7 protein-coding genes and 1 tRNA gene are annotated in these 22,455 nt (G+C 45.4%); 1 reads left to right on the top strand and 7 read right to left on the bottom strand.

All coding sequences use genetic code 11. The features are described from left to right. Nucleotides 1–13: 13 nt before the first annotated feature. From D0T20_RS05770 to D0T20_RS05800, 6 genes are all read right to left on the bottom strand, one after another. Nucleotides 14–87, bottom strand: a tRNA-Gly gene (locus tag D0T20_RS05770). Between the two features lie 216 nt (nucleotides 88–303). Further along, the gene (locus D0T20_RS05775) at nucleotides 304–777 is read right to left on the bottom strand and encodes a holo-ACP synthase (RefSeq protein WP_116438669.1); all 474 of its coding nucleotides are present in this window, start codon (nucleotides 775–777) and stop codon (nucleotides 304–306) included. A 238-nt stretch (nucleotides 778–1,015) separates the two neighbouring features. Beyond that, nucleotides 1,016–6,865: a type I pullulanase gene (pulA, locus tag D0T20_RS05780; protein ID WP_162862700.1), complete on the bottom strand. Its 5,850-nt coding sequence runs from the start codon at nucleotides 6,863–6,865 to the stop codon at nucleotides 1,016–1,018. A gap of 325 nt (nucleotides 6,866–7,190) precedes the next feature. Then, nucleotides 7,191–16,784, bottom strand: a complete 9,594-nt coding sequence (locus D0T20_RS05790) for a type I polyketide synthase (protein WP_116438671.1) — start codon at nucleotides 16,782–16,784, stop codon at nucleotides 7,191–7,193. A 187-nt stretch (nucleotides 16,785–16,971) separates the two neighbouring features. Beyond that, nucleotides 16,972–18,633 (bottom strand): acyl-CoA carboxylase subunit beta, encoded by a 1,662-nt coding sequence (locus tag D0T20_RS05795; protein WP_116438672.1) that lies wholly within the window; start codon nucleotides 18,631–18,633, stop codon nucleotides 16,972–16,974. Further along, nucleotides 18,630–20,477 carry an ATP-binding protein gene (locus D0T20_RS05800; RefSeq protein WP_116438673.1) on the bottom strand — a complete coding sequence of 616 codons (1,848 nt, stop codon included), beginning with the start codon at nucleotides 20,475–20,477 and terminating at the stop codon, nucleotides 18,630–18,632. The genes D0T20_RS05795 and D0T20_RS05800 overlap by 4 nt, the downstream gene beginning before the upstream one ends. A 150-nt stretch (nucleotides 20,478–20,627) precedes the next feature. On the opposite strand from D0T20_RS05800, the gene D0T20_RS05810 reads away from it, so the two are divergent. Beyond that, nucleotides 20,628–21,293, top strand: coding sequence for a biotin transporter BioY (locus D0T20_RS05810; protein WP_162862701.1), 666 nt, complete (start codon nucleotides 20,628–20,630; stop codon nucleotides 21,291–21,293). Between the two features lie 222 nt (nucleotides 21,294–21,515). On the opposite strand, the gene D0T20_RS05820 is transcribed toward D0T20_RS05810, so the two are convergent. Continuing rightward, nucleotides 21,516–22,406 (bottom strand): biotin--[acetyl-CoA-carboxylase] ligase, encoded by an 891-nt coding sequence (locus D0T20_RS05820; protein ID WP_116438676.1) that lies wholly within the window; start codon nucleotides 22,404–22,406, stop codon nucleotides 21,516–21,518. Nucleotides 22,407–22,455 lie beyond the last annotated feature (49 nt).

The raw sequence follows: 22,455 nt of genomic DNA on the forward strand, positions 1-22,455 counted from the left end.
GTAAGAATAAAAGTGGAGCGGATGACGGGAATCGGACCCGCGTCATCAGTTTGGAAGACTGATACTCTACCATTGAGCTACATCCGCAATATGCAAATTTTGCAAGCTATTAATACCTTGCAAAACAGCAACTCGAACAATTATACAGACTACTTAGACCTAAATCAACTTTCGACACTCCACTTAGATACTCAAGAGCGTTGTAACACACGATGACATGCCTGCTTTTGTTTACCATTTGACCCAAAAAAGGAACAAACGCGGGAAAAGAAACAAAACCAGGCAGTGCAAATCGCAAAATATCTAAGCTATTTCTAGAATCACAAACGCAAAGGCGATTGCAGATGCGTCTTCAAGCAAACCATCGTGACTCAAAGAAACATGCCATCTAATAGAAAGACCATTCTGCGTCTTAATCATAGGAACCGTGCTCAAAGATTGCATAAGCTTCTCGTTAACAGCAGTATCAAGATGAACGCTTGGGCATCCATGCGAATCATCTAAAATCTCAATACTTGCCCAAGGAGTGTTGTCTAAAGTATACGGATATTGCAAACCAAGAGTGCTCATCGCTTCGCACCACGCTTTTATAACCGCCTCTTTACCAGCCCAGCGAGCCGCAATATGAATCGCCTCAGCGTCGTTTTTTAAGTGTGCTCGCATAGCGCACTGCCTAAGCTCACGCGTAGAAAATAGCGAGCGCCACCCATTGCCATCTTGCATTTGCTGCGCAAAATCCGCAACATTAACAACATCGCAACCAATGCCTGCAATCATTGAACTCACTTCCTAACTACTCTGGGCACTACACTTGCGTTATATTTGTCTCATCAATGATGCAAATATAACGAATTTTGGCCAAAAAACGTTACAAACGTCTCACGGCTGAGACAAATATAACACAAGCGTAGAGCGCGAATGATGTGACGCACTTTGTACCAAATTTGCCCTAAATTTGGTACAAAGTGCGGAAACGCAGTCAAAGCGCTTTGCTCTAAAACCCAAAGTCACAAATCTATCTAAATGCAACTTTATAGCGAACAATAATTGCAGCAAAAGCAAGCACAATGAATACCGCAAATACAGCAATAACACTACTGCCAGTTTGCAAATGGAAACTATCACGTCTCGAATCACTATTGTTAACAACAGTAATATCCGTCCATGCTAGCTGCTTTCCATGTTCGTCTACAAGCAAAACAGTGTGTTTACCAGAGTACCCAGATGGGAATTGAGCATCAAATTGAGGCTTGCCATTCACCATGCGAACAGCAACAAACTTTGAGCCATCGGCACCCTTAAGCAAGCGTGGAGACGAGTAAATGTACGCGTAAGCATAAACTACTCCATCACGCTTCAAACGCTCAGTAAACTCGCTGTTCACAACTTTAATTTTCACACTGTTAACAACTCCAGCAGTTGCAACGTTATTGTTACCAACACTAAGAGTTCCCTTTAATTCTGGATTAAGCTGCTGAACTGTTCGTGGAGCAACAGGCACTGGAGCAGATTCTGCTGGTTTAGCTGGTGCAGAATGATTTTGCTTATCTTGACGAGTTTGCTTTGAGTTAGCTGTCTCAGACTGTTCAGATTTAGCTGGTGCAGAATGCTCAGCTGGAGTTTCAGTCTTAGACTGACCTGGCTTAGTCTGACCTGGCTTAGTCGGAGTTTCATGCTCAGACGGATTGTGCTGAGGCGTTGGTGAAGGAGACGGAGCAGGAGCAGGCGTCACTTGACCAGGCGTTTGCCCATGCCCAGGTGCCGGAGCTGGCGCTGGATGAGGAGCCGGCTTTGGACCAGGCTCAGGAGTTGGAGTCACAGTACCAGGCGTTTGCCCATGCCCAGGCGCAGATGGATTTGGATTCTGCGTACCAGGCTGCGTACCAGGCTTAGATTTATCCTTCAACTTATTAATATCTAAAGGATTCATCTTATATTTGAGAACATCATCAGCCTTAAGATTTGCAAAAGGATTATCGTCCTTCTTTTCAGCATCCTTCACAAGCACAGCAGTCGAAAGAGCAGAAACCTTGTAATTTCCATTGTCATCTACAGTAATTTCAGGACACTTTGATACTTCATCGCTGTTAGCTTTTCCATCGGCAATGCGCACACGATACTTTCCTTTGCCAATATTCACAGTAGATTCACTACTATTAGCATTGAAAATAAACACATACGTTTTATTGTTGCTATCAACGCTAAACGCATTAATTCCATCACTGCTCTTAATCCAATGCATATTCTTATTAACATCAGAATATTCGGAATCGCGTAACGCTGGAATCTCGTTTCTTAGCTTTATCAACTCTTTGAAGTACTCAACAGCATCGGAATTCTTATTAACCAAATCCCACTTAACGGAATTGTCGCCGTCGCCAGCATTGTAACTATTAGCATTACCATTCTTGCTTCGTAAGAACTCTTGACCAAGCTCGAAGAATGGCATACCATGCGCAAACATTACAAGCGAATTAGCAAGCATTACTCGCTTCTTAAGATTCTCTTCTGTCTCATTAGGCAAGGATTTCTTCAACTTATCGTAAAGATTAAGATTGTCGTGAGCTTCAACATATTGCACAGTCTGACCAGAATTCGCGTAGCGCCTACCAGTGCAGCTTGCATTTCCAGGCTGGCAGCCGTAAAGATTTTGCATTACCAGATTGTCGCTATATCTGTTTCCAGACACGAATCCAGTAACACCATCATCTCCCTGGCCTTTTACAACATCACGGAAGGAATCGTTAAAGAACGCAACGCCATTATTGCCAGCAAGCTTATACGCATTAGGCTGAATAGTGCGGTTTCCATAAGGCAATTGGCTCATATCCCAGCCTTCGCCAAGAATAATCGAGTTCGGGTCAATTGCATAAACAGCTTCACGCACTTCCTTAATGGTTTCAAGGTCAATCAATCCCATCAAATCAAAACGGAAGCCGTCAATACCGTACTCTTTAGCCCAATACTTTACAGAGTCAACAATATACTTTCGCATCATTTTGCGCTCTGAAGCAGTATCGTTTCCGCAACCAGATCTATTAGACAAGCTGCCGTCATCGTTGTAACGGAAGTAGTAACCTGGCACAGTTTGGCCAAAAGCGTTCTTTTGCGCGTTATAAACATGGTTATAAACCACGTCCATAATCACGCGCAAGCCAGCATCATGCAGGCCTTTAACCATTTGCTTTAGTTCCGTAATGCGCTTAGCAGGATTTGCTGAATCAGATGCATACGATCCTTCTGGAACATTGTAGTTTATTGGATCATAGCCCCAGTTTTGGTGAGGATTATCTTTGTCGTTCTTCTCTACATAGTCAACTTTAAAATCTTCATTCACAGAACCAAAATCATACATTGGCATGATTTGCACGTGAGTGATGCCGAGAGACTTCAAATAATCCAAACCAGTTGGCTTGTTCCCATTCTTAGTGTCAGATTGGATTACACCAAGATACTTTCCGCGCTTTGCAACATCTACTCCAGAACTTTCGTGAATTGAGAAGTCGCGAATATTCATCTCTGCAATAGTCGCATCAGTTGGGCGCTTATCAAACGATGCCTTACGAGATACAGGTGTTGCCATATTGCCACCGAATACAACGGATCTCATTCCGTTTCTAACGGCAGCTTTTGCATAAGGGTCTGGAGAATTATTTACAGTGCCATCTGCAAAATGAACCTTGTATGTGTAAGCAGTGCCAGCTTTTGCATCACCTGTAGTAATACTCCACACGCCAAGCTTTCCAGCTTCTGTACCAAGAGTCAGATCTTGCGTTTTATCTTCTTGTGCTTTTTCATCAGTTGACTTATAAGTTACTAACTCCACTTTTGTAGCAGTTGGAGCCCAAAGCTTGAAAGTCGTAGAATTACCATTTACAACAGCACCCAAGTCATCGCCTGTGTACGCATACTTTTGATCGAACTCATCAGTGCGAACAATCTTAGAGCCTTTAACAGTTGAAGCAGAAACTGTCTTAGGCATTCCACCAACACCCTTAATGTTGATTTCATACATTTTCTTAAGATCTAATTCGTTCTTTGCAGTGATTACGATCCTATTATCCACAACAGCAACTTGCGAAATATCTATTGGCTTGTGGCTATTGGCATCTTTACTTGTAACATCAGTTACAGTAACATTTTCCTTCTTTACTTCTGAAGGGTCGCCGCTCACATTTACAGTAAATTCCTTAAAAGACGTAATATCAGCGTTAAAAGCATTAGCCTTTGTGTTGATTACGTTTGGGCTTAAGTAAACTCTACTATCTCCCTGCATAAGCCAAATTTCAGCGTTACCAGTTTGACCATCTTGGCTTAAAGTGATTGCCTTTGCAGGAATCGAACGATCGCCTTCGCCAGGATCTTTAGCAACCCAATCGTTTCCTTGCATGGAATAGCGCACAATAAACTTCGGATCTTTCACACCAGAATCATTGTGGAACGTATATTCTGCAATCTTTCCGAAATCATCATGAGCCGTAAAATCTTGCTTCACACCACTCTTATCACTATACCAAGTCCAAAGATTCCAACCAGCGTAATCCTTGTTTGTTCTGCGGTAGTGAACAGTAACGTTCAAGGTTTGAATCTTGTTAAGCTTTTCAGCAACTTCAGATGGCGGTTCAGCAAAAGTATCTTCATTCCCGCTTATAACCCAAGCTTCGCCAACACCATCTTCGATTTGCCAGATATAACGATCTTTGTTTCCGTCTTTATGCCAATTTTTATTATCAGATCCTGGATCAGCGGTAATAATAAATCCAACTTTTCCACCCTCGTAAGTGCCATCAGCCTCAACTGTGTAAGTCTTACCAAAAGCGTCTTGACCATTGAACTTATGCCAAGCACCATCTATTTCATTACCTTGAGCATCTTTAAGACCCCAAATATAGACACCTTTATTCGTGTTTTTTTGATTGTAGTGAATAACAATCTTCGTCTTTAATGCAGAAGGTTTTGAAGATTCTGCTTTGCAAGGAATTTCAGCAGATTCAGAACCTTTCAAATCTGCATCTACTACATAATTCTTTGCGCCAGCTGGAATAGTAAAATTACCATTATTTGAATTATTTGAATTATTTAAGTGATACCACTTATCTCCACCGTCATTAAATACAGCAGTAATTTGCTTGCCATTATTAGGAATTGTTCTTGCAAACCAATCATTGCAAACTTTGCGCATTGGTCTACCAGGAACTGCAGTCCAAGATCCATTGCCGATTTGATAATGAATATTTACTGAGCTTGGATTACCTGCTTTATTTTTAGCATTAAAATAGACAGTTGTTGACTGGTCTTTAGCATCGTCAACATTGTATTTTGTATCAGATTCATCACGTGCTGTATTAGATTTTACTTTTTCATAAATATTGTCCTTAAGCGCATCCACATGCAAAGCAATTGCAGAATAAGGAGCAATAGTCGCAGCAACTTTGCCATCTGTAACTTTAACAGTCTTAGAGCAATTTCCAGCCTCATAAACGTTGCAATAGTCACCATTTGGCAAATCAGTATTATACAAAACTTTCTTTGCGTTTGGCGTATTGTTTATTGCTAAGAATCCCTTGCCTGCACGACTAAAAGCAATGTTATTATTGCCGTCATCTTGCCAATTAGTGACTTGAGCACCATTTACAGCATTAAAGAATCCAATCATTCCGCGAATAGAAGTCCAACGCTGAGTGCACTGCCAACCAGTTGTTGGGGAACAATCTACATCTTCAACTTTATCTTCAGTCGCTCCAGGCGCACCATCATCCTTACGACCATTCTCAAACCTATACCCCGAGTAAATGTTTGGATTCCCATACGGGTAGCCAAGCATAAACGCGTTTGCAAGCTCGTAGCGAGGACCATCCTTATAGGTAAGCGTGCGCACATAATTTTCTCGAGGAGTATCCCAATTAGTAACAAAAATTGAAGCTTTATCGCTTGGAACAAGTCCATCAGTAATATTCTTTAGATTCGATATTGAGCCATAAAAATCACTCTTTAATCGGTACGAATATTGGAATTCGTTAACTTCGCCTTCCTTTAAATGCTGATCTGGCTGTATTTCTTTAGCTTCAGAAGGATCACCAATCGTCTCCTGCATCCACCAAATCTCATCCGCATTTTTACCAGATTGTTTTGCAGCTTCAGCTTTAATCGCAGCCATATCTGTTGGAGAAATATGTTTTACTGCGTCAATACGGAAGCCAGCAACACCTAGCTCTAGCAAATAAGCAAAGTACTTACCTAAAGTCTCGCGCACATTCTGCTTTGATGTATCCAAATCGAGCAAACCAACAAGCCTGTGAGTCCAAACTTCCTCAGCATTCGTATAATCTTTAATATCTTCAGTACTCTTATGGAAATCATCCTTTTTATATCCAGCATCTGGGAAAGACTGATCTTTAGCGCTATATTTACTTCCACCAACACCCTCTGTATGAGTGTCACCAGCACCAGTCATGTGATTAATAACAGCATCAGCAATGATCCCAACACCTGCAGCATTGCAAGCAGTAATCATCTTCTTAAAGCCATATTCATCGCCAAGCTTTGACTTTAATTTATAGCTCACAGGCTGGTAAGAAGTCCACCACTGAGTACCACTTACATGCTCATTTGGAGGAGACACCTGCACATAACTCACGCCCTCAGGACCATAAGTTGTTTTGCACTCTTGAGCAATACTCTTCCAATTTTGCTGAAATGCAGTAACAATAACACCCTTACGGTTAAGAGTTAGATTGCTAGATTGAGAATTACTAGACTCACTACTAGCGCTTGCATTGCCAACAACAGCAAAACCTGTTATTAACATTGCACTCGCTGCAATCATAGAAACTATTTTCGACGCAAGGTGGCGATGAGCGACCATCTGCATATCCTTTCCTCCGTTGGCACAAACATGCTTCTATATTGTTTTATTGCCATGCAAAACATGAAAATTAATGGTGACACAACTATGTTTCACTTATTATTACAAACCAACTTTGGTTTACGCATAAGATTGCTTATTTTGAACGCAAATCGCCATAAGCACCTTGAATTTTCCGCAATTTTGCACGTAAGGAGCCATTATAACACTTTTGCAATTTTTACAAAAGTCAAAAATATAACTGCCATATTAGCTACGCTCTAAGAGCGAAGGCAGGTCGTCGCGCGCGAACGCCACGACCTACCTTCAAGATTCTATCTGAGCGTTAGCAATAATAGCCGCTTGCATCTAAGCGAGCATCTGGGTTTAGCAGCATAGCTTTTTCTGCTTCATGCCCATCGTAGCGCGATCCATCTGGCATGCGCGTGCCGTCTTTAAGCAAACGGCGATTTTCCACAGGCTCAAACAGTTGCACATGACCCATCATGCCCTCTTGCAAAAGTCGATGACCCGCAGCCAAACGCGCATTTGCCTTTGCTCGCCACTCGTTAAGCGCATCCACGCCAGCGCTAGCTGCTACAGCCGCCTCAAACGCGCCAGGATGCACAAGCGCCACAAATCCGCTAACATGCCCGAATCCAAGCGATGTAGCAAGAGCCGCTTTAACAGAGCCAATGTGAATCCTCTTTCGCAACCACACCATGTGGTCGTCGCGCGCAAGCTTAGGATCCACGCAATCAAGCGAAGCGTTGATTGGAACCCAACCACTTCTAAACAGCTGAGTCAAGCCATTAATCTGGAACACGCATGCGCCACCCTTTGCGTGGCCAGTAAGCGACTTTTGGCTAATCACAAATAGCGGATTTCCGCTTGTGCGCCCAATCGCGTGTGCAAGCGTATTGTGCAACTCAGACTCGTTCGGGTCGTTTGCATTTGTAGACGTATCGTGCTTAGAAACAACAGCAATATCGTCTGGAGTAACACCAAGAGCCGCCAAATCGTGCACAAGCTTGGAATCGCGGCCGCCCAATCCTGCAGCGAGCGCACCCAATCCTGGAGCTGGAATCGAAGTGTGAATACCATCCGCGTATGAGTGAATGAATCCAACTACGCCAGCAACAGGCAAGCCAAGCTTAAGCGCAATATCTCCTCGCGTAATAAGAATCGTGCCGCCGCCTTGCGCTTCCAGGAATCCTCCGCGCCTGCGATCGTTGGCACGCGAGAAGAATCGCGGATTTATGCCCTTTTCGTACATTTCCTCGCTGTTTGCAGTAGCGTTCATATTGCCAAAGCCAACAACGGACTCAACGCCAATATCGTCAATCGCGCCTGTTACAACAAAGTCGGCTTTGCCAAGCGCAATCTTATCAACGCCTTCTTCTAGCGAAACTGCAGCAGTGGCGCATGCCGATACTGGCTGAATCATGTTTCCATAGCCGCCAATGTACGTTTGCATTACGTGAGCTGCAACAACATTTGGCAACGCTTCTTGAAGCACGTCTGTAGGAATTTCGTGATTTAGGAATCTATCCAAATACAGCTTTCGCATAGACGTCATTCCGCCAAATCCTGTGCCTTGAGTCGATGCAACAAGAGACGGATGCACAGCTTGCAAAATTTCCGAAGGCGTAAATCCTGCGCAAATGTAGGCATCAACAGTAGAGACTATGTTCCAAAGCGCAATCGGATCTACGCTTCCAACCATCGAAGCTGGAATACCCCACTTTAATGGGTCGAAGCCCTTAGGCAATTGCCCACCAACAGTGCGCGTCATGGCTGCTCGCCTTGGCACGCGAATCATGGATCCAGCTTTGCGCGTAACAATCCATTCGCCAGACTCTGGGTCGCTAGAAATCTCGGTGTGCTCTTCGTCTAGCGCCACATATTCGCGCGCAATTTGCTCTGTAGCAACGTTGAAAGATACATCGTGGTCGAGGAAGATTTCGGCTTCTTCTTCGTCTGCTCCGTCTTTGTAGTCGCCGCCCATACCAGTCTCAAACGGCCTTATTCCCGAGCGAGCCACTACTTCGTCGCGATACTTTTCTGCAATGTCTTCTTCTGGCACAAGCGTGCCTTCCGCATCGTACCATCCTGGCTTTGGCGAATCTTGCCAAGTGAGCAAGCCCATACTCCAAGCCAATTCCAAAACAGCGCCTGCACAAAGCGAAACCGTTCCGTCATCTTGGATTGACTGCTCGGCACTAAAGCGCGTACGACCAGAGCCCCACGGGCCAATCTCGCCAACAGAAACTATAACGATTTGGTCTTTAGGCTTTGCTGTTACGTTCTTCCAATCTTCCAAGTTAACGATTGCTTGAGTTGGAATATTTGGAGACGGAAGCGCCTTGTTAATAGACTTGATTTCAGACTTGATTGAAGAATCGTTTGAAGCATTCTGATTAGCCTGCTTACGACTATTCTCTTGCAAAGCTTGAGCTTTAAGCTCGTTCAAGTCAAGAGGCTCCGAGCCTAATCCACCTGTTAAATCAACGTCTAGAGGCGCCTTTGCAGCAAGCTCGCGCGCATCTTTAGTGCACAAGTCAAGCAAAAGATTTGCCATCTGGCTTGTTGTAAAGGTTTTTAAGCCACGGCTTTCAACAGCCTCCACAAGAGGATCATTTGCACCCATTAAGCCAGTTCCACGCACCCAGCCAATCTTTGGATGAGCAAAAGTTACGCGATTCGACCACACTTTTTCTGCATGCGCGCGGTTAACAATGGCATCAAATGCGCTCTTGACTTCGCCATAAGCTCCGTCGCCGCCAAAAATACCACGATTAGGCGATCCTGGCAACACAACGTGCATACAATGCTTTACATCTGTATCTGCTCCGATTTGCGCAAATCCTGCGATTGCGCGCTCAACACCCCAAAGCATAAGCCTGGATTGCGATTCAAAAAGCGCACCAGAATCCGCCAAAGTTCCACTAACTGGCGGAGCTGCAAATGGGAAGAACAGAGTTGGATTGTAAGCAGGCTTCAAAATGGTGGTTGTAGCGCCACTAACCTTCTTAGAAACTGTGCCAACCCACTTTACAAGAGCGTCAACATCTCTATAACTAGACAAGTTTGCTGGAACAAGCCACAATTTAGCCGAAGCTGTTGCGTGAAGTCTGTAAGCTTCTTTAGCCCACTTTTTTACACTCGGCTTAAAGCTGTGAGAAGTGGAAATAACCGTAGCTCCGCCTTCTAGAAGACCAGTCACAACTCGTGCTGCAATCGAATTTGGCGCAACGCCTGTTACAACAGCAACATCTCCTTCAAAGCAATTTGAGAAGATTTGCGAATCGTCTCCATAATGCTCATGATTACGCGACTTTGGCAAATCGCCAGTAGACTTTAGCGCATCTTTTGCAACTTGCTCAAAAATAGAAGACAATACGTTGCGATTATTACCGTTGAATTTATTATCTTTGCACTTTTTAGCAAACCACTCAGCTTCGCGAGCGGTTGCGATCCCTAATCCAACAAAGCTACCGTAGCGGTTCAAAATTTCGCTAACTTGCTTAAGATCTTCGGAATTATTCGCGCAAGAATCATACCCAGAATTGTAGTAGATACGCGCCAAATCTTCGCGAGCGCTAGCCCAGCGGTCATCGAAAAGAATCGCCTTGCGCTCATCAAATCGAGGCTCCACTTGCTTTGGCCAATCTGCTCCAAGCTCAGCTTCTACAGCTGCAACAATAGCCGCATTTTCATCCGCTTCATCTTTTACTTGAGGAGCCTCAACACCAAGCTTTGCTAGCACAAACTTAGCAGTGGCAGCCAAAACGCCATCCGCGCCAACAACCTGCTGCGCAAAAGCGTCAAGCGCTGCAGAATCAACAACCGCGCCACCTGCAGTGCCAGATCCTGCAGAACCTGGCTGAGCAAGAGTAATTCCATGCTGTTTAGCAACTTGATTAATCGCAGAATCAATCAACGCTTGAGCTGCAGAAGCGTTCTTTGCTGGCTGCGTAGAGAGCTGCGCCAAATCGCCTCCGCGAACGCTTGCGCCAGAGCGCGTTTGCAAAACAAGCGCCGCCAAAACGTGCGCACGCCAGCCTTCGCCAAGCTTATAGACTTCCGTAATTCGCTTATCTACTTGAGCAGGCTTTACACCAGCTGCACCAAAAAGCGACCTCAAACTTTGCCTTACAATGTCGCTAAGAACGGCACCAAAAGCCTTGTAGCGAGGAGCTGCAGAGTTTACTAGCTTGCTAAGAGCACTCATTGGAGCTTCCGCAGCGCCGTCCACGCTAGGCACGCCAAGCTCGGAGCTTATGTCCATTAAAAGCTGGTTTCGCCTAGAAGATACGCCGTTTGTTAACGTATCCGTTGTGTCGGCAGCGCCAATTTGGTCAGCGCGAATCTTAGCACTGTATGCAATCAGCATTTCAATAGCATCCGACGCCTTAAATGCAATATCTTCAACAGAATCAGATGGCACATTTTGCACAGAATTATTTGCATTATTATTTGCATTTATTTGAGCAGACGCAGCACTTGCCGTTGCGGAAGCTTCCGACTTTTGTGCGGCCTCTTGGGAAGAATCGCCAGCAACCGACGCATCATTAGACGCGCTTTCATCGTCTTCAAAAACTTCTGGCACAAGCGAATCTGTATCTGTTTTATAAACACGACTCTCGTCTCGTCCAACGTTATAAACAGCAACACGCTGACTACTAAACTCTGGCAATGCAAGCGTTTTTGCGCCAAGATTTGCCAAAGTTGGAGCATTCGCTAAACCAACTTCAACGTATTCTTCTACACCTAATCCGCCGCAAGAAGTGCTAGAGAACATAAGCGCTTGCGTTTCAATCCAGCGAACAGGGGAAGCAAACTGCCAAGAAAGAAGCTCCGTAAGAAGCAATCTGCCAAGCTTTTGCTCGTCTGCAGCATAAGAATCCCAAGTTGCATCATCTTGCAAAGCCGCTTCAATTCGCTCTGAAGGCACAACGTCTAGAATCTTTTGCGCAAATTCGCGCGTAAGCTCAAACGGGCACGCAACCAAGTTTGGAATGTAGCGGCCAACAAGCACCGAGTAATCAATATGCTTTGGAAGAAGCGAATCCAACTTATCGCGGAACTCTGGCACACCTTTTCTAAGCAGCTTGGAATGGAATGGCACGTCAATTCCTGGAACCAAAATAAACGGCGGCTTTCCACCATATTCTTTAGCACGCTTAGCGGAATCTTCGGCCAAAGCTTTAAGACCTTTTATTGTTCCTGCAATCGCATACTGCTGACCTGCCAAATTGTAGTTTACGATTTGCAAGAATTCGCCAGTTTGCTTAGAGATCCCTTCAACATACGCGTTTACTCCATCGTCTCCTACGCCAAACTGGTTTGGACGCAAAGCTCCCATTCTATAGTTGGATCGGCCTTGCGCATCTCGCTCAATCAAATGATGCATTGTAGATCCGCGATGGAACACGAGTTCCAACACGGTTTCTAGCGGAATAATTTGAGCGAAAGAGCTTAGCGCATTGTATTCACCAAGCGAGTGGCCAGCAAAGTAGGCAGGCCAAATATCGCATCCAGCTTCACGCAAGCGAGCAGTTTGTGCAAAAGCAACAGTAGCGAGCGCAACTTGCGTAAATTGCGTTAAGTTAAGCAAGCCTTCTGGGTGACGATACGTTACGCCATTTGCTGTTAGTTCCTTAGGATTATCTCGAACAACAGCAAGAATTGAGAATCCGAGCTTTTCGCGAGTAAGCTTATCGGCGCGCTGCCAAGTTTCGCGCACAGCTGGCGATTTTGCACGCTCATCTAGCGACATACCTTGCTTTTGAATACCCTGACCTGGGTATACAAAGGCGGCGCGCGGCGAGCCTGTAAGAGCGCTGGCCTTAGAAACAACTTGCCCATTTACGCGGCATGTTACTTCTAGCGCAAGTCCTGCGCGTCGAACTTTTCCTACGCGCTCAACAGTTATCTCAACCTTATCGTTAAGCTGCACCATGCCGTACATGTTGTACGTCCAGCCAATCAACTCGTAGCGCGCGCCTTTTTCATCCAAGGCTTGCGCAACGTGCTGAGCTGCTGCCGAAAGCCACATTCCGTGCACAAGCGGCGCTTTAAGCCCAGATATTGCAGCGCCTCTGTAAGAAGTGTGAATTGGGTTAAAATCGCCAGAAGTGCGCGCAAACGCCGTCATGTCTTTAGGCGCGCTCAAAACAACTCTTCTAAGCATTCTTCTAGGAGTTGCATCTACATCATATTCGTGCAAATCCGCTGCATCTCCGTATTGCGCAGCAGGCTTTGGCAGCGCCGCACTGTAGCTGCGACCGCGAATCGCAAATCGTTCTGTTTCGTGAGCTAGATGCGTTCCGTCTTGCGCATTGTGAATTATGTGTATTGTCACTACTCGCCCAGAAGCTGATTCGGCATAATCTTCTGCCCAACCAGTGAGGTTTATGCGTGTTCCAACATATTTTTGCAGGTCGTCTGTAGATACATCTAACTCTATTAAATGGTCTAAATGAACCGCGTTAAGCAAGCCTTCGATTACTGGGTACCCGTTTACCATTACGGATCCCAAAGCAGAATAAATTGTTGGCCAAGCAGGACCAACTAGCGCGTCTGGAACAATTCTAGACGGCTGCAATCCGCCAGAAAGTCGCCCAGCTGTAGCAGATTCGTGATCGATTCCAAGATTTCTAGAAAGCGTGTACGAAGACTTTACTACGCCAAATGGCGCTTCTTGCGATTTGCTGCTTTCATCTACTTTAGGCATTTCGCTTAAAGCATCTCCCGTAATCGCAACGTTTCCAATGCCTGCTGTAGCTGCAAGCATCTTATAAACGTGCTTTGGCAAGCGATCTCTATCTACTACTGGCACGCCCCCTGCGCGATTCGCATCTACAATAAGCGGAATCACAATGCTTCGCACAGCGTGATTCTTATTGCTATTATCAGCCTTACTTGAATCGTTAGCACTTGAATCGTTAGCACTTGAATCATTGCCGCTTAAATCATCCCAGAATGTGTCTAATTTAATATCTAAATCAAGCTTAATTACGCTATCTTCTTCACTAACAACGCTTATAACGTAGTTTTCGCTATTATTTTGCGTTTTATAAGCAGGATTAGAAGTTAGGTGACCAATCCAAGATATATTCGGGCATGCGCGCACGTATTCTTCAACATTTTTTGCGCACGCGATTTGACTAAACGCGCTTTGACTAAACGCGCTTTGCGCAAGAGAAACTCTAGAATCGACAGCAGCCGAACGTTTTATAACCGCATCTTCAAATCTTCCCAAAATATCTGCGATTGGCTCGTCCATTGTTGTTATTCCAGCAACAGAAATCGGTCCTGGAATTACGCGAACAGCGTCTGCCGAGTAGCGCGAATCTTCCGACTGCCAAAGCTGATCTTGGCCCCACCAGCGAAGCAAATCATTGTCGATTACTGGCACAAACGGCATTGGCTTAGGGTATTCGCGCACCAAAGTTGGGAACCATGCGGCATCCATTGGAATAACGTTTGTTTGCGCTGCATCTGGGAACTTTTCAATAAGATTGTTCAAAGATTCTTGAGGATTTTCAAAAATGATTTTAGAAGAAGGCAAGCTTGACTCAAATTCGCCAGAATCTTGCAACGCAAAACGCGCTTCGATTCTTTTAAGCAAATGAGCATATCGATCCGCATACGTGGAATCTGCCCACGGGTAGCATAAGTCGAGGAATCGCTGAGCAAATTGCTTGTATGTCATGCTTTCAACATTGCCAAAATATGGCTTTGCTGTTGTGTTAAGAGCAGCAATAACCTCGTCTTTACGTGACTCAAGCTCTTCTGGATGCTTCATTATATGCACAAGAAGCCTTCCACAGCGCGCAGACGCATTCTCAATCTCGTAAATATCTGCGTGCAAATGGCTTAATCCGCTTGTTACTCCGCCAACAACCTTTCCAGACGGCACCCAGCGCTCGCCAATCGGAGCAAACGGATCGTCACTCGCACCAAGACCTTCCACGCATGCATCATTTGCTTCTGTGATTCCAGGAGTCTCCACCAACATGCGCTTAACTTGCGGACTTGTGTGCGCTTCCTTTGCTGTCATTACTGCCGTGCCAATCATCACAGCATCTACTGGCATATTTGGCAAGTCGTACTTATTGGACCATTCGCCACTAATGTAGTCGGCAGCGCGCGAAGGAGTGCCGATTCCGCCACCTGCTACAAGCACCAAATTATTGCATTCGCGCACTTGAGCATAAGTGCTAATAAGCAAATCGTCTAGCGACTCCCAAGAGTGGTGGCCGCCTGCAGATCCGCCTTCTACTTGCGCAATAATCGTTGCTGGCTTAACAGCTTTTGCAATGCGAATAACTTGACGAATCTGCTCTACTGTTCCTGGCTTAAAAGCAACATACGGGAATCCATCTTCTTGAAGAGTTTTAACAAGTTCCTTCGCTTCGTCTAACTCTGGGATTCCTGCAGATATAACAACGCCGTCGATTGGCGCTCCCGAAGCGCGCTTTTTTGGAACTATACGCTTGGCGCCAAATTGCAAATTCCACAAATAGCGGTCCATAAACATGGCGTTGAATTCTACAGTTGCTCCCTCTTTTAGCTGCTTTTGGAGCATTTCAACATGCTTGTTAAACACTTCTTCTGTTACTTGGCCACCGCCTGCAAGCTCCGCCCAGTATCCCGCGTTTGCAGCAGCCGCAACGATTTGCGGGTCTACGGTTGTTGGAGTCATGCCTGCAAGAAGAACAGGAGCCTTGCCTGTTAGCTTGCTAAACTTTGTAACTACTTTGCGCCCTAATGGCGTTTCTACTACGCGTGGTGCAAAATCCGCCCAGCATCCCGTTCGCAGAGAATTTGCGGAAGAAGCATCCATTGTAGACGCATTAGCGCGATACGCCATTGTTCCAGCTTCTACAATTCCAGCGCCACTTCCCTGAACTAGCACGCTTGTAAGCTTTCCAAGCACTTCTCCAGGGCCCATGTCGATTATACACAAATCTTTAGCAGATTCGCCCAGATTTGCCAAAGTTTTTTTGATTTGACTTGCCCAATCCACTTGTTCTACTAAAACTTGATTTGCAAGACTTCTAGTAAGCTCGGCATTTAATCCAGCTTCTTTTGCCCATTTTTCAGCGTTATCTACCGCTTTGCTCATCATTGGCGAATGGAATGGCACTGTAACGTCTAAGTACTCTGCGATTGGCGCAAAAACAGATCCGCCGCGCATCTTCATATCTCGTAATTTTTTAGAATGAGCCGCTTCTTTTTGCGCTTCGCTTAAAACGGCCTCCATGTCTTGCGGATAGCCAGATAACACCATGTGATTTCGCGAATTTTTAACTGCTATCGAAACTTCAGCACGCTTACGATCCACGCGCGAAATCAAAACTTCTGCCTGTTTTTGAGTTACACCTTTTAACGAAAGCATTGGAGTTGCAGAGCCGTTTCCGCTTATTTCCAAAAGCCGCGCTTCGCGATCTGCAGCCGCTCCAATTATGTATGCAATCGCCAAAAGTTCCGCGATTTTGCCTTGCGCTGCCTGCCAAGAACCAGCCTCTAATCGCGCTTCTACCATTTTTGCAGCAATCACGCCTTGAGAATGACCAAGACTTGCGATTGGCTTGCAAACTTCAAAATTGTACCCAAGATTTGTAAAATCACTAACAGCTGCAAGCTGCGCCAAGGCGATTCCTGGAACGCTTATTTGCGCGTCTTGCGTGCGCTCGTTTGCAGATTCTAAAGCGTCGAATACGTTTATGTCTTTTCCTGCGTTTGCTAAAAGCTGCGCATATATGTTGTTTAGAAGTTTTTTGGCGCAATTGTTATACTCGCGAAGCTGCGCGTTTAAGTCTTCATCTTTTTGCGCGTCTTTTAACGCTTGAACCCACGGCGTGGATTGCCCTGCAAAAACTAAAATATGTGGATTTTGTGCAAGCTCATCAAATAAGTATTTTGTCATTTTATTTCCTTTGTTTGTGGGTTTACGTTTTAGTTTTAAGATTTGTGTTTTGTGTTTTGATTTATTTGTGACTTTGATTATTTGTGACTTTGATTATTTGAACTTGTTGCTAGTCGCGTCCGCGGCTGCTTGCGACTTTTGCGCGGCTGCCAAATCATTCTCAAATCACCCTAAAATCACCCTAAAATCACATTGGCTGGTTTCCATGATGCTTCCCCGTTCTCGAAACACGTTTTTTACTTCTTAAAATCTTCAAAGAATTAGCAATAACATCTCTTGTTTGCTCCGGATCTATCATTGCGTCAATCTGGCCAGTTTCCAGCGAAAGATTCGCGTTTACAGTGGTATTTTCGTAATTCTCAACAAGCTTTTTTCTTAAAGCGTCAACATCTTGACCGCGCTCTTTTGCTTTTTGCAAATCCTTGCGATGAATAATGTTCACAGCTCCTTGAGCGCCCAAAACCGCTATCTGGCTGGTAGGCCAAGCGTAGTTAAAGTCTGCGCCCATAGACTTTGAGCCCATTACAATGTATGCTCCACCAAAAGCCTTGCGTAAAATCACGGTAACAAGCGGAACTTGCGCGTTTGCGTACGCGTAAATCACTTTTGCGCCTCTGCGAATAATTCCAGCATGCTCCTGGTCCGATCCTGGCTTGTATCCAGGAGTGTCTACAAGAGTTACAACAGGAAGATTAAACGCGTCGCACAATCGCACAAATCGCGCTACTTTTTCGGAAGAATTAACGTCTAAAATTCCCGCGTTTACCTTAGGCTGATTTGCCACTATTCCAACAGGATGTCCGTCTATGCACGCAAAACCAACAACCGCGGATGCAGCATAAAGCTCCTGAACTTGCACAAATTCGCCATAATCTACGATTGCGCGAATAACGTCTAAAACGTCGTACGGCTGGCGATCATTGCTCGGAACAATAGTCGCAAGCTGCTTAGCAGTTTCTCTGTCTGCGCGAGTGGCAGCGTATGCGAATGTTGGCGGATTTTGATTGCAATTTTGCGGCAAATAAGCAAGGATTGTGCGCGCGTAGTCAATGGCGTCTGCCTCGTCTTCGCCCAAATAGTGAGCAACGCCCGAAGTGGAGTTATGCACATATCCACCGCCCAAATCGTCCATGCTAATCGATTCGCCTGTAGCTGCCTTAACAACATCTGGACCAGTTACAAACATGTTGGAATGCTCGCGAGTCATGATTATAAAATCCGTAAGAGCAGGGCAATAAACTGCGCCACCAGCACAAGGTCCTAAAATCAAGGAAATTTGCGGAATTAAACCGCTTGCTTCACAAGTTTTTTTGAAGATTCTGCCATATTGCGTAAGCGCGTTAACGCCTTCTTGAATGCGAGCGCCACCCGAGTCGATTAGCGCAACAACTGGAACTGCAAGCTGCAACGCCATGTCTAGAAGATGGCAAATTTTCTGGCCTTCAGCGCGTCCAAGCGTGCCGCCACGAACGGAAAAATCCTGCGCATACACGGCCACTTTTTTTCCGTACACTTCGCCAAAGCCAGTGATTACAGCGCATCCTGCAACATCGTTATTTATGTCTCCGCCGTTAAAGCGGCCGATTTCTTCAAACGTACCCGTGTCAAAAAGCAAATCCAAACGCTCTCTGGCAGTGGATTTTCCTTTTGCATGCTGGCGTTCTAGCGCATTCTGCTCGGCGTTTCTAGCAAGGCGAGCCGCGTGTTCTACGGCTGCTTTTCCGCGCTGAGGCTGCGTATTTTGCGTAGTTTGAGTAGACTGAGCAGACTGCGCATTTTTATTAACTTGCGTATCATCTCTATTAACATCTTTTGCAACTTGTGTAGCATCTTTAGTAAGCGCACTCATTTTGCACTACCGCCTTTAGTTACGTCAATTGTTACAAGCTTTTCGCCTGCTTCTACACCATCTCCAGGCCCTACAAAAATGCCAGTAACTACGCCAGCTGCAGGTGCGTAAACGTAGTTTTCCATTTTCATGGATTCAAGAACAGCAAGTAGGTCGCCTTTAGCTACGCTCTGACCTTCTGCAACGTTTACGCGCGTAATCACAGCTTGCATTGGAGCAGAAATCACGCCAGGAGCGTCCTTTGGCATTTCCGACTTGTGAGTATCTCCTCTTAAGCCTCGCCCTCTAAGCGGCTGCGATGCGCGAACCGTGCTTCTAACTCGTGCAGAGCCAGTAAGATTGTCTACAATATCTTGCGGAATCGTAAGTTTTACGCGCTTATTATCTACTTCTATTACAAAAGACTCCATTTTAGTTGGCTTATTTTGCGCGTCTTCACCATACTTATTGGAATCCAAAGAAGCAGGCTGTCCGCCATTTGCCGCTGCAGCAGTGCGGTTCAAATACTTGCGTTCAAGCCATTTTGTAGAAATATCAAAATCGTGATCTTGAGCCGTAAAATCAGGGTCGTTAAAAATTTGCTCAAAAAGCTTAGCAGGAGTAGGCACGCCCTCAATGCAAAGCTCCTTAAGCGCACGCCTTACGCGAGCAATTGCCGCATCGCGATTTTGCGCCGTAACAATAAGCTTGCCCATCATGGAGTCGAATTTTGGAGACACGCTATCTCCAACTTCTACGCCAGAATCCACACGAATTCCAGGACCAGATGGCCACTCTATTTTTGTTAGCGTGCCTGCGCTAGGCGTAAGATTCGTTGCTGGGTCTTCCGAAGTGATTCTAAGCTCAAAACTATGCCCGCGCGAAGGGTGATTTTGCGTAAGCTCACCGCCGTCGGCAATCGTAAGCTGTTCGCGCACAAGATCTAGTCCGCTAACTTCCTCACTAACCGTGTGCTCCACTTGCAATCGTGGATTCACTTCCAAGAAGTAAACTTTGTGTTGAGATGTCACCATATATTCGCACGTGCCCAAACCAACGTAGTCAACAGCTTCAAATAGGTTACGAGAATATCGGTGAAGCTGCGCGTTCTCGTCATCGGTAAGGAATGGCGCTGGTGCTTCCTCAACCAACTTTTGGTTTCGGCGCTGCACCGAGCAATCGCGCGTGGAATATATGGTGAAGTTTCCATGCGAATCGCGGCCAACCTGCGTTTCCACATGCCTAGCCTTGTCTATAAAACGCTCAATAAAGTACTCGTCAAGGTCGCCGCCTTGCAAAGCGTCGTGGTTCATGTAGAATCCGCGAAGCTCGTCATCGTTGTGCACAACGGTTATTCCGCGGCCGCCGCCGCCATCTGTGCGCTTCATCATAACTGGGTAGCCGTGTGTTTGCGCAAAAGTCAACAATTCTCTAATGTCTTTTACAGGCTCCGATATGCCTGGCACGGGCGGCACTTTAGCGCGAGTTGCAACGCGCCGCGCGGTTATTTTATCCCCCAAATCAATAAGCGCTTCTGGCTTCGGGCCAATCCACACAGCGCCAGCATAAATCACCTTTTGCGCAAAACTCGCTACTTCCGATAAAAATCCGTAACCAGGGTGTACAGCATCTGCGCCGCTTTTATGCAAAATGTCTATAATCGCGTCTTCGTTTAAATAAGTGTCTCTGTACGTGTCTCCAGAAAGCGCGTACGCTTCGCTTGCCATCTCAACATACTGCGCTTGGCGGTCGGATGCCGCATAAATAGCTACAGTTTGTATTCCCATCTCTTGAGCAGTGCGAATCACTCTAAGCGCGATTTCGCCGCGATTTGCCACAAGTATTTTTTTGATATTCGTAACCATACGTTACAAGTTATAGGAAATTTGACTTATAGTATCCGTGAATTTGAACAAAACATTATGCGATTTTTTGTAAACTTCTCCAACGCGCGGCTGGTGATTTTTGTCTAATCTTTGATTCAGCAACGAAAAACAATACGAAAGAAGGATATCGTGGCTAATTTTGAATCTAACTCTGGTGCAAACACTGGTGCAGGCTCTAGCGCAGTTGCATCTAAGGCTTTTGATGTTAATCGTTTGGCTGTTCCATTTGCTAAGGCGTTTTTGTTTACTGTTCTTATTAGCGCTGCCACTATGGCTGGCGCATTGCCAATTCCTGGAACTCCTGTTCCTGTAACTTTGCAAACTTTGGTTTTGGCTTTGGCAGGTCTTACTTTGACTTGGCGCCAAGCCGTTAGCTCTGTGCTTATGTACCTTGCGATTGGTGCTGCTGGAATGCCAGTGTTTGCAGGCGGAAAGAGCGGCGTTGTGGCTTTTGCAGGTCCTAGCGTTGGATTCCTTGTTGGATTCGTGTTCGGTGTAGCTGCGATTGCGCTTGTAAAGTCTGCGCTCGAAGGCGTTGTTAATGCTGCTATGCCAGAGGATTCTGTTGCTAAGAAATTTGCACGATTTGGCGCGTATTTTGCAGCATCCGTTGTTGGTTCTCTTGTGATTTACGCATTTGGATTTGTAGGCCAATCGCTTATGATGCACTTGCCTGTTTGGGCAATCGCCGTGGCTTCTACTGGCTTTATTGTGGGCGATATTATTAAAGCTGCAATCGCTAGCGCCGCTTACGCAGGATTGTATGGCGCGTTTAAGCACAACACCAATGCATGATTAATCGCAAGCGCAACGCGCTAACTATTCTAAGGCCGCAGTGACGAGACTGCGGTCTTTTTTGTATCAAAATCAATATCACTTTGCCGCGCGACGACCTGCCTTTCCGCTTTTTGTACCAAATTTGACCCGAAAATGGTACAAACTCGGGAAAAAACTTCCGCACTTTGTACCACATTTGACCTAAATCACGTACAAAATGCGGAAATATCGTTCGCGCGGTCAAAGCGCGTGAACGTCGCCCGTGTGCACAATCGCAGATTCTCCCGAGTCTTTAAGAATCAAAAGCGAAGCATCATCATTAATGCTCTGCGCAACGCCTTCTACGCATTCACCGTTATTTAGCTCACTATTAACTTCTGGCGCATACACGCTAACTTTGCGCCCAAGAGTCCAACAAACTGCGCTAACTTCCTCACGCAAGCACAATGCGCTTTGCGCAGGATTTTGAACAAAACTCGCTAGTCTATTGTTTAAGTTTTTCGCTAAACGCTTAGCAATAATATCCCTTAACTCCATAGCGTCTGGAAGATTCGCGTAATGCATTTGTAAAGATGTTGCCTGCTCAATTGGAAGCGACTCTTTAGACACATTAAGATTAAGGCCGATTCCAAAAATCACGCCAATATTTTGTTGTAAAGAGCTATGATTTGCAATAGCTGCGATTTCGGTTAAAATTCCGCCTTCTTTGCAATCGCCAATAAAAATGTCATTTGGCCATTTGATTTTTATTTCTTGACCAAAATCGCAAATTTTATTTTCGCAATCGCCGATTTCGCCGACTTCGCAGATTTTGCGCGCACCAACTTCTTTAAGCGCGCCAATCAACGCGTCTCTTGCGCAAAGCCCTGCAATCATAGGCAGCCAACCGTTGTATTTTGAATCCATAACAACGCTTTTTGGCAAAATAGCACCATAAGATGCTAGAAAGCTTTGCCCCGATTCGCTAACCCACTTGCGACCAAGACGGCCTCTGCCAGCACTTTGATTGTTTGCAATAATCGCACAAACAAGCGGATTCAAAATTGAAGAGCTTTCAAAATCGCAATTAAGAAGCTCTTTTCGCGCAATATTTTGCGTAGAATCAACAGAGTCTAAAAAGATAAAATTCATCGAGAATTAAATCCCTTAAAATCCATAAAATCGCCTAAAAGCCTAAACC

This window comes from Gardnerella piotii, from assembly GCF_003397585.1.
Classification (GTDB): Bacteria; Actinomycetota; Actinomycetes; order Actinomycetales; family Bifidobacteriaceae; genus Bifidobacterium; species Bifidobacterium piotii.

Bases quoted from the DNA above. Each gene is read 5' to 3' on its own strand.
- D0T20_RS05775 (WP_116438669.1), bottom strand. From the start codon at position 777: ATGATTGCAGGCATTGGTTGCGATGTTGTTAATGTTGCGGATTTTGCG.
- pulA (WP_162862700.1), bottom strand. From the start codon at position 6,865: ATGGTCGCTCATCGCCACCTTGCGTCGAAAATAGTTTCTATGATTGCA.
- D0T20_RS05795 (WP_116438672.1), bottom strand. From the start codon at position 18,633: ATGAGTGCGCTTACTAAAGATGCTACACAAGTTGCAAAAGATGTTAAT.
- D0T20_RS05790 (WP_116438671.1), bottom strand. From the start codon at position 16,784: ATGACAAAATACTTATTTGATGAGCTTGCACAAAATCCACATATTTTA.
- D0T20_RS05800 (WP_116438673.1), bottom strand. From the start codon at position 20,477: ATGGTTACGAATATCAAAAAAATACTTGTGGCAAATCGCGGCGAAATC.
- D0T20_RS05820 (WP_116438676.1), bottom strand. From the start codon at position 22,406: ATGAATTTTATCTTTTTAGACTCTGTTGATTCTACGCAAAATATTGCG.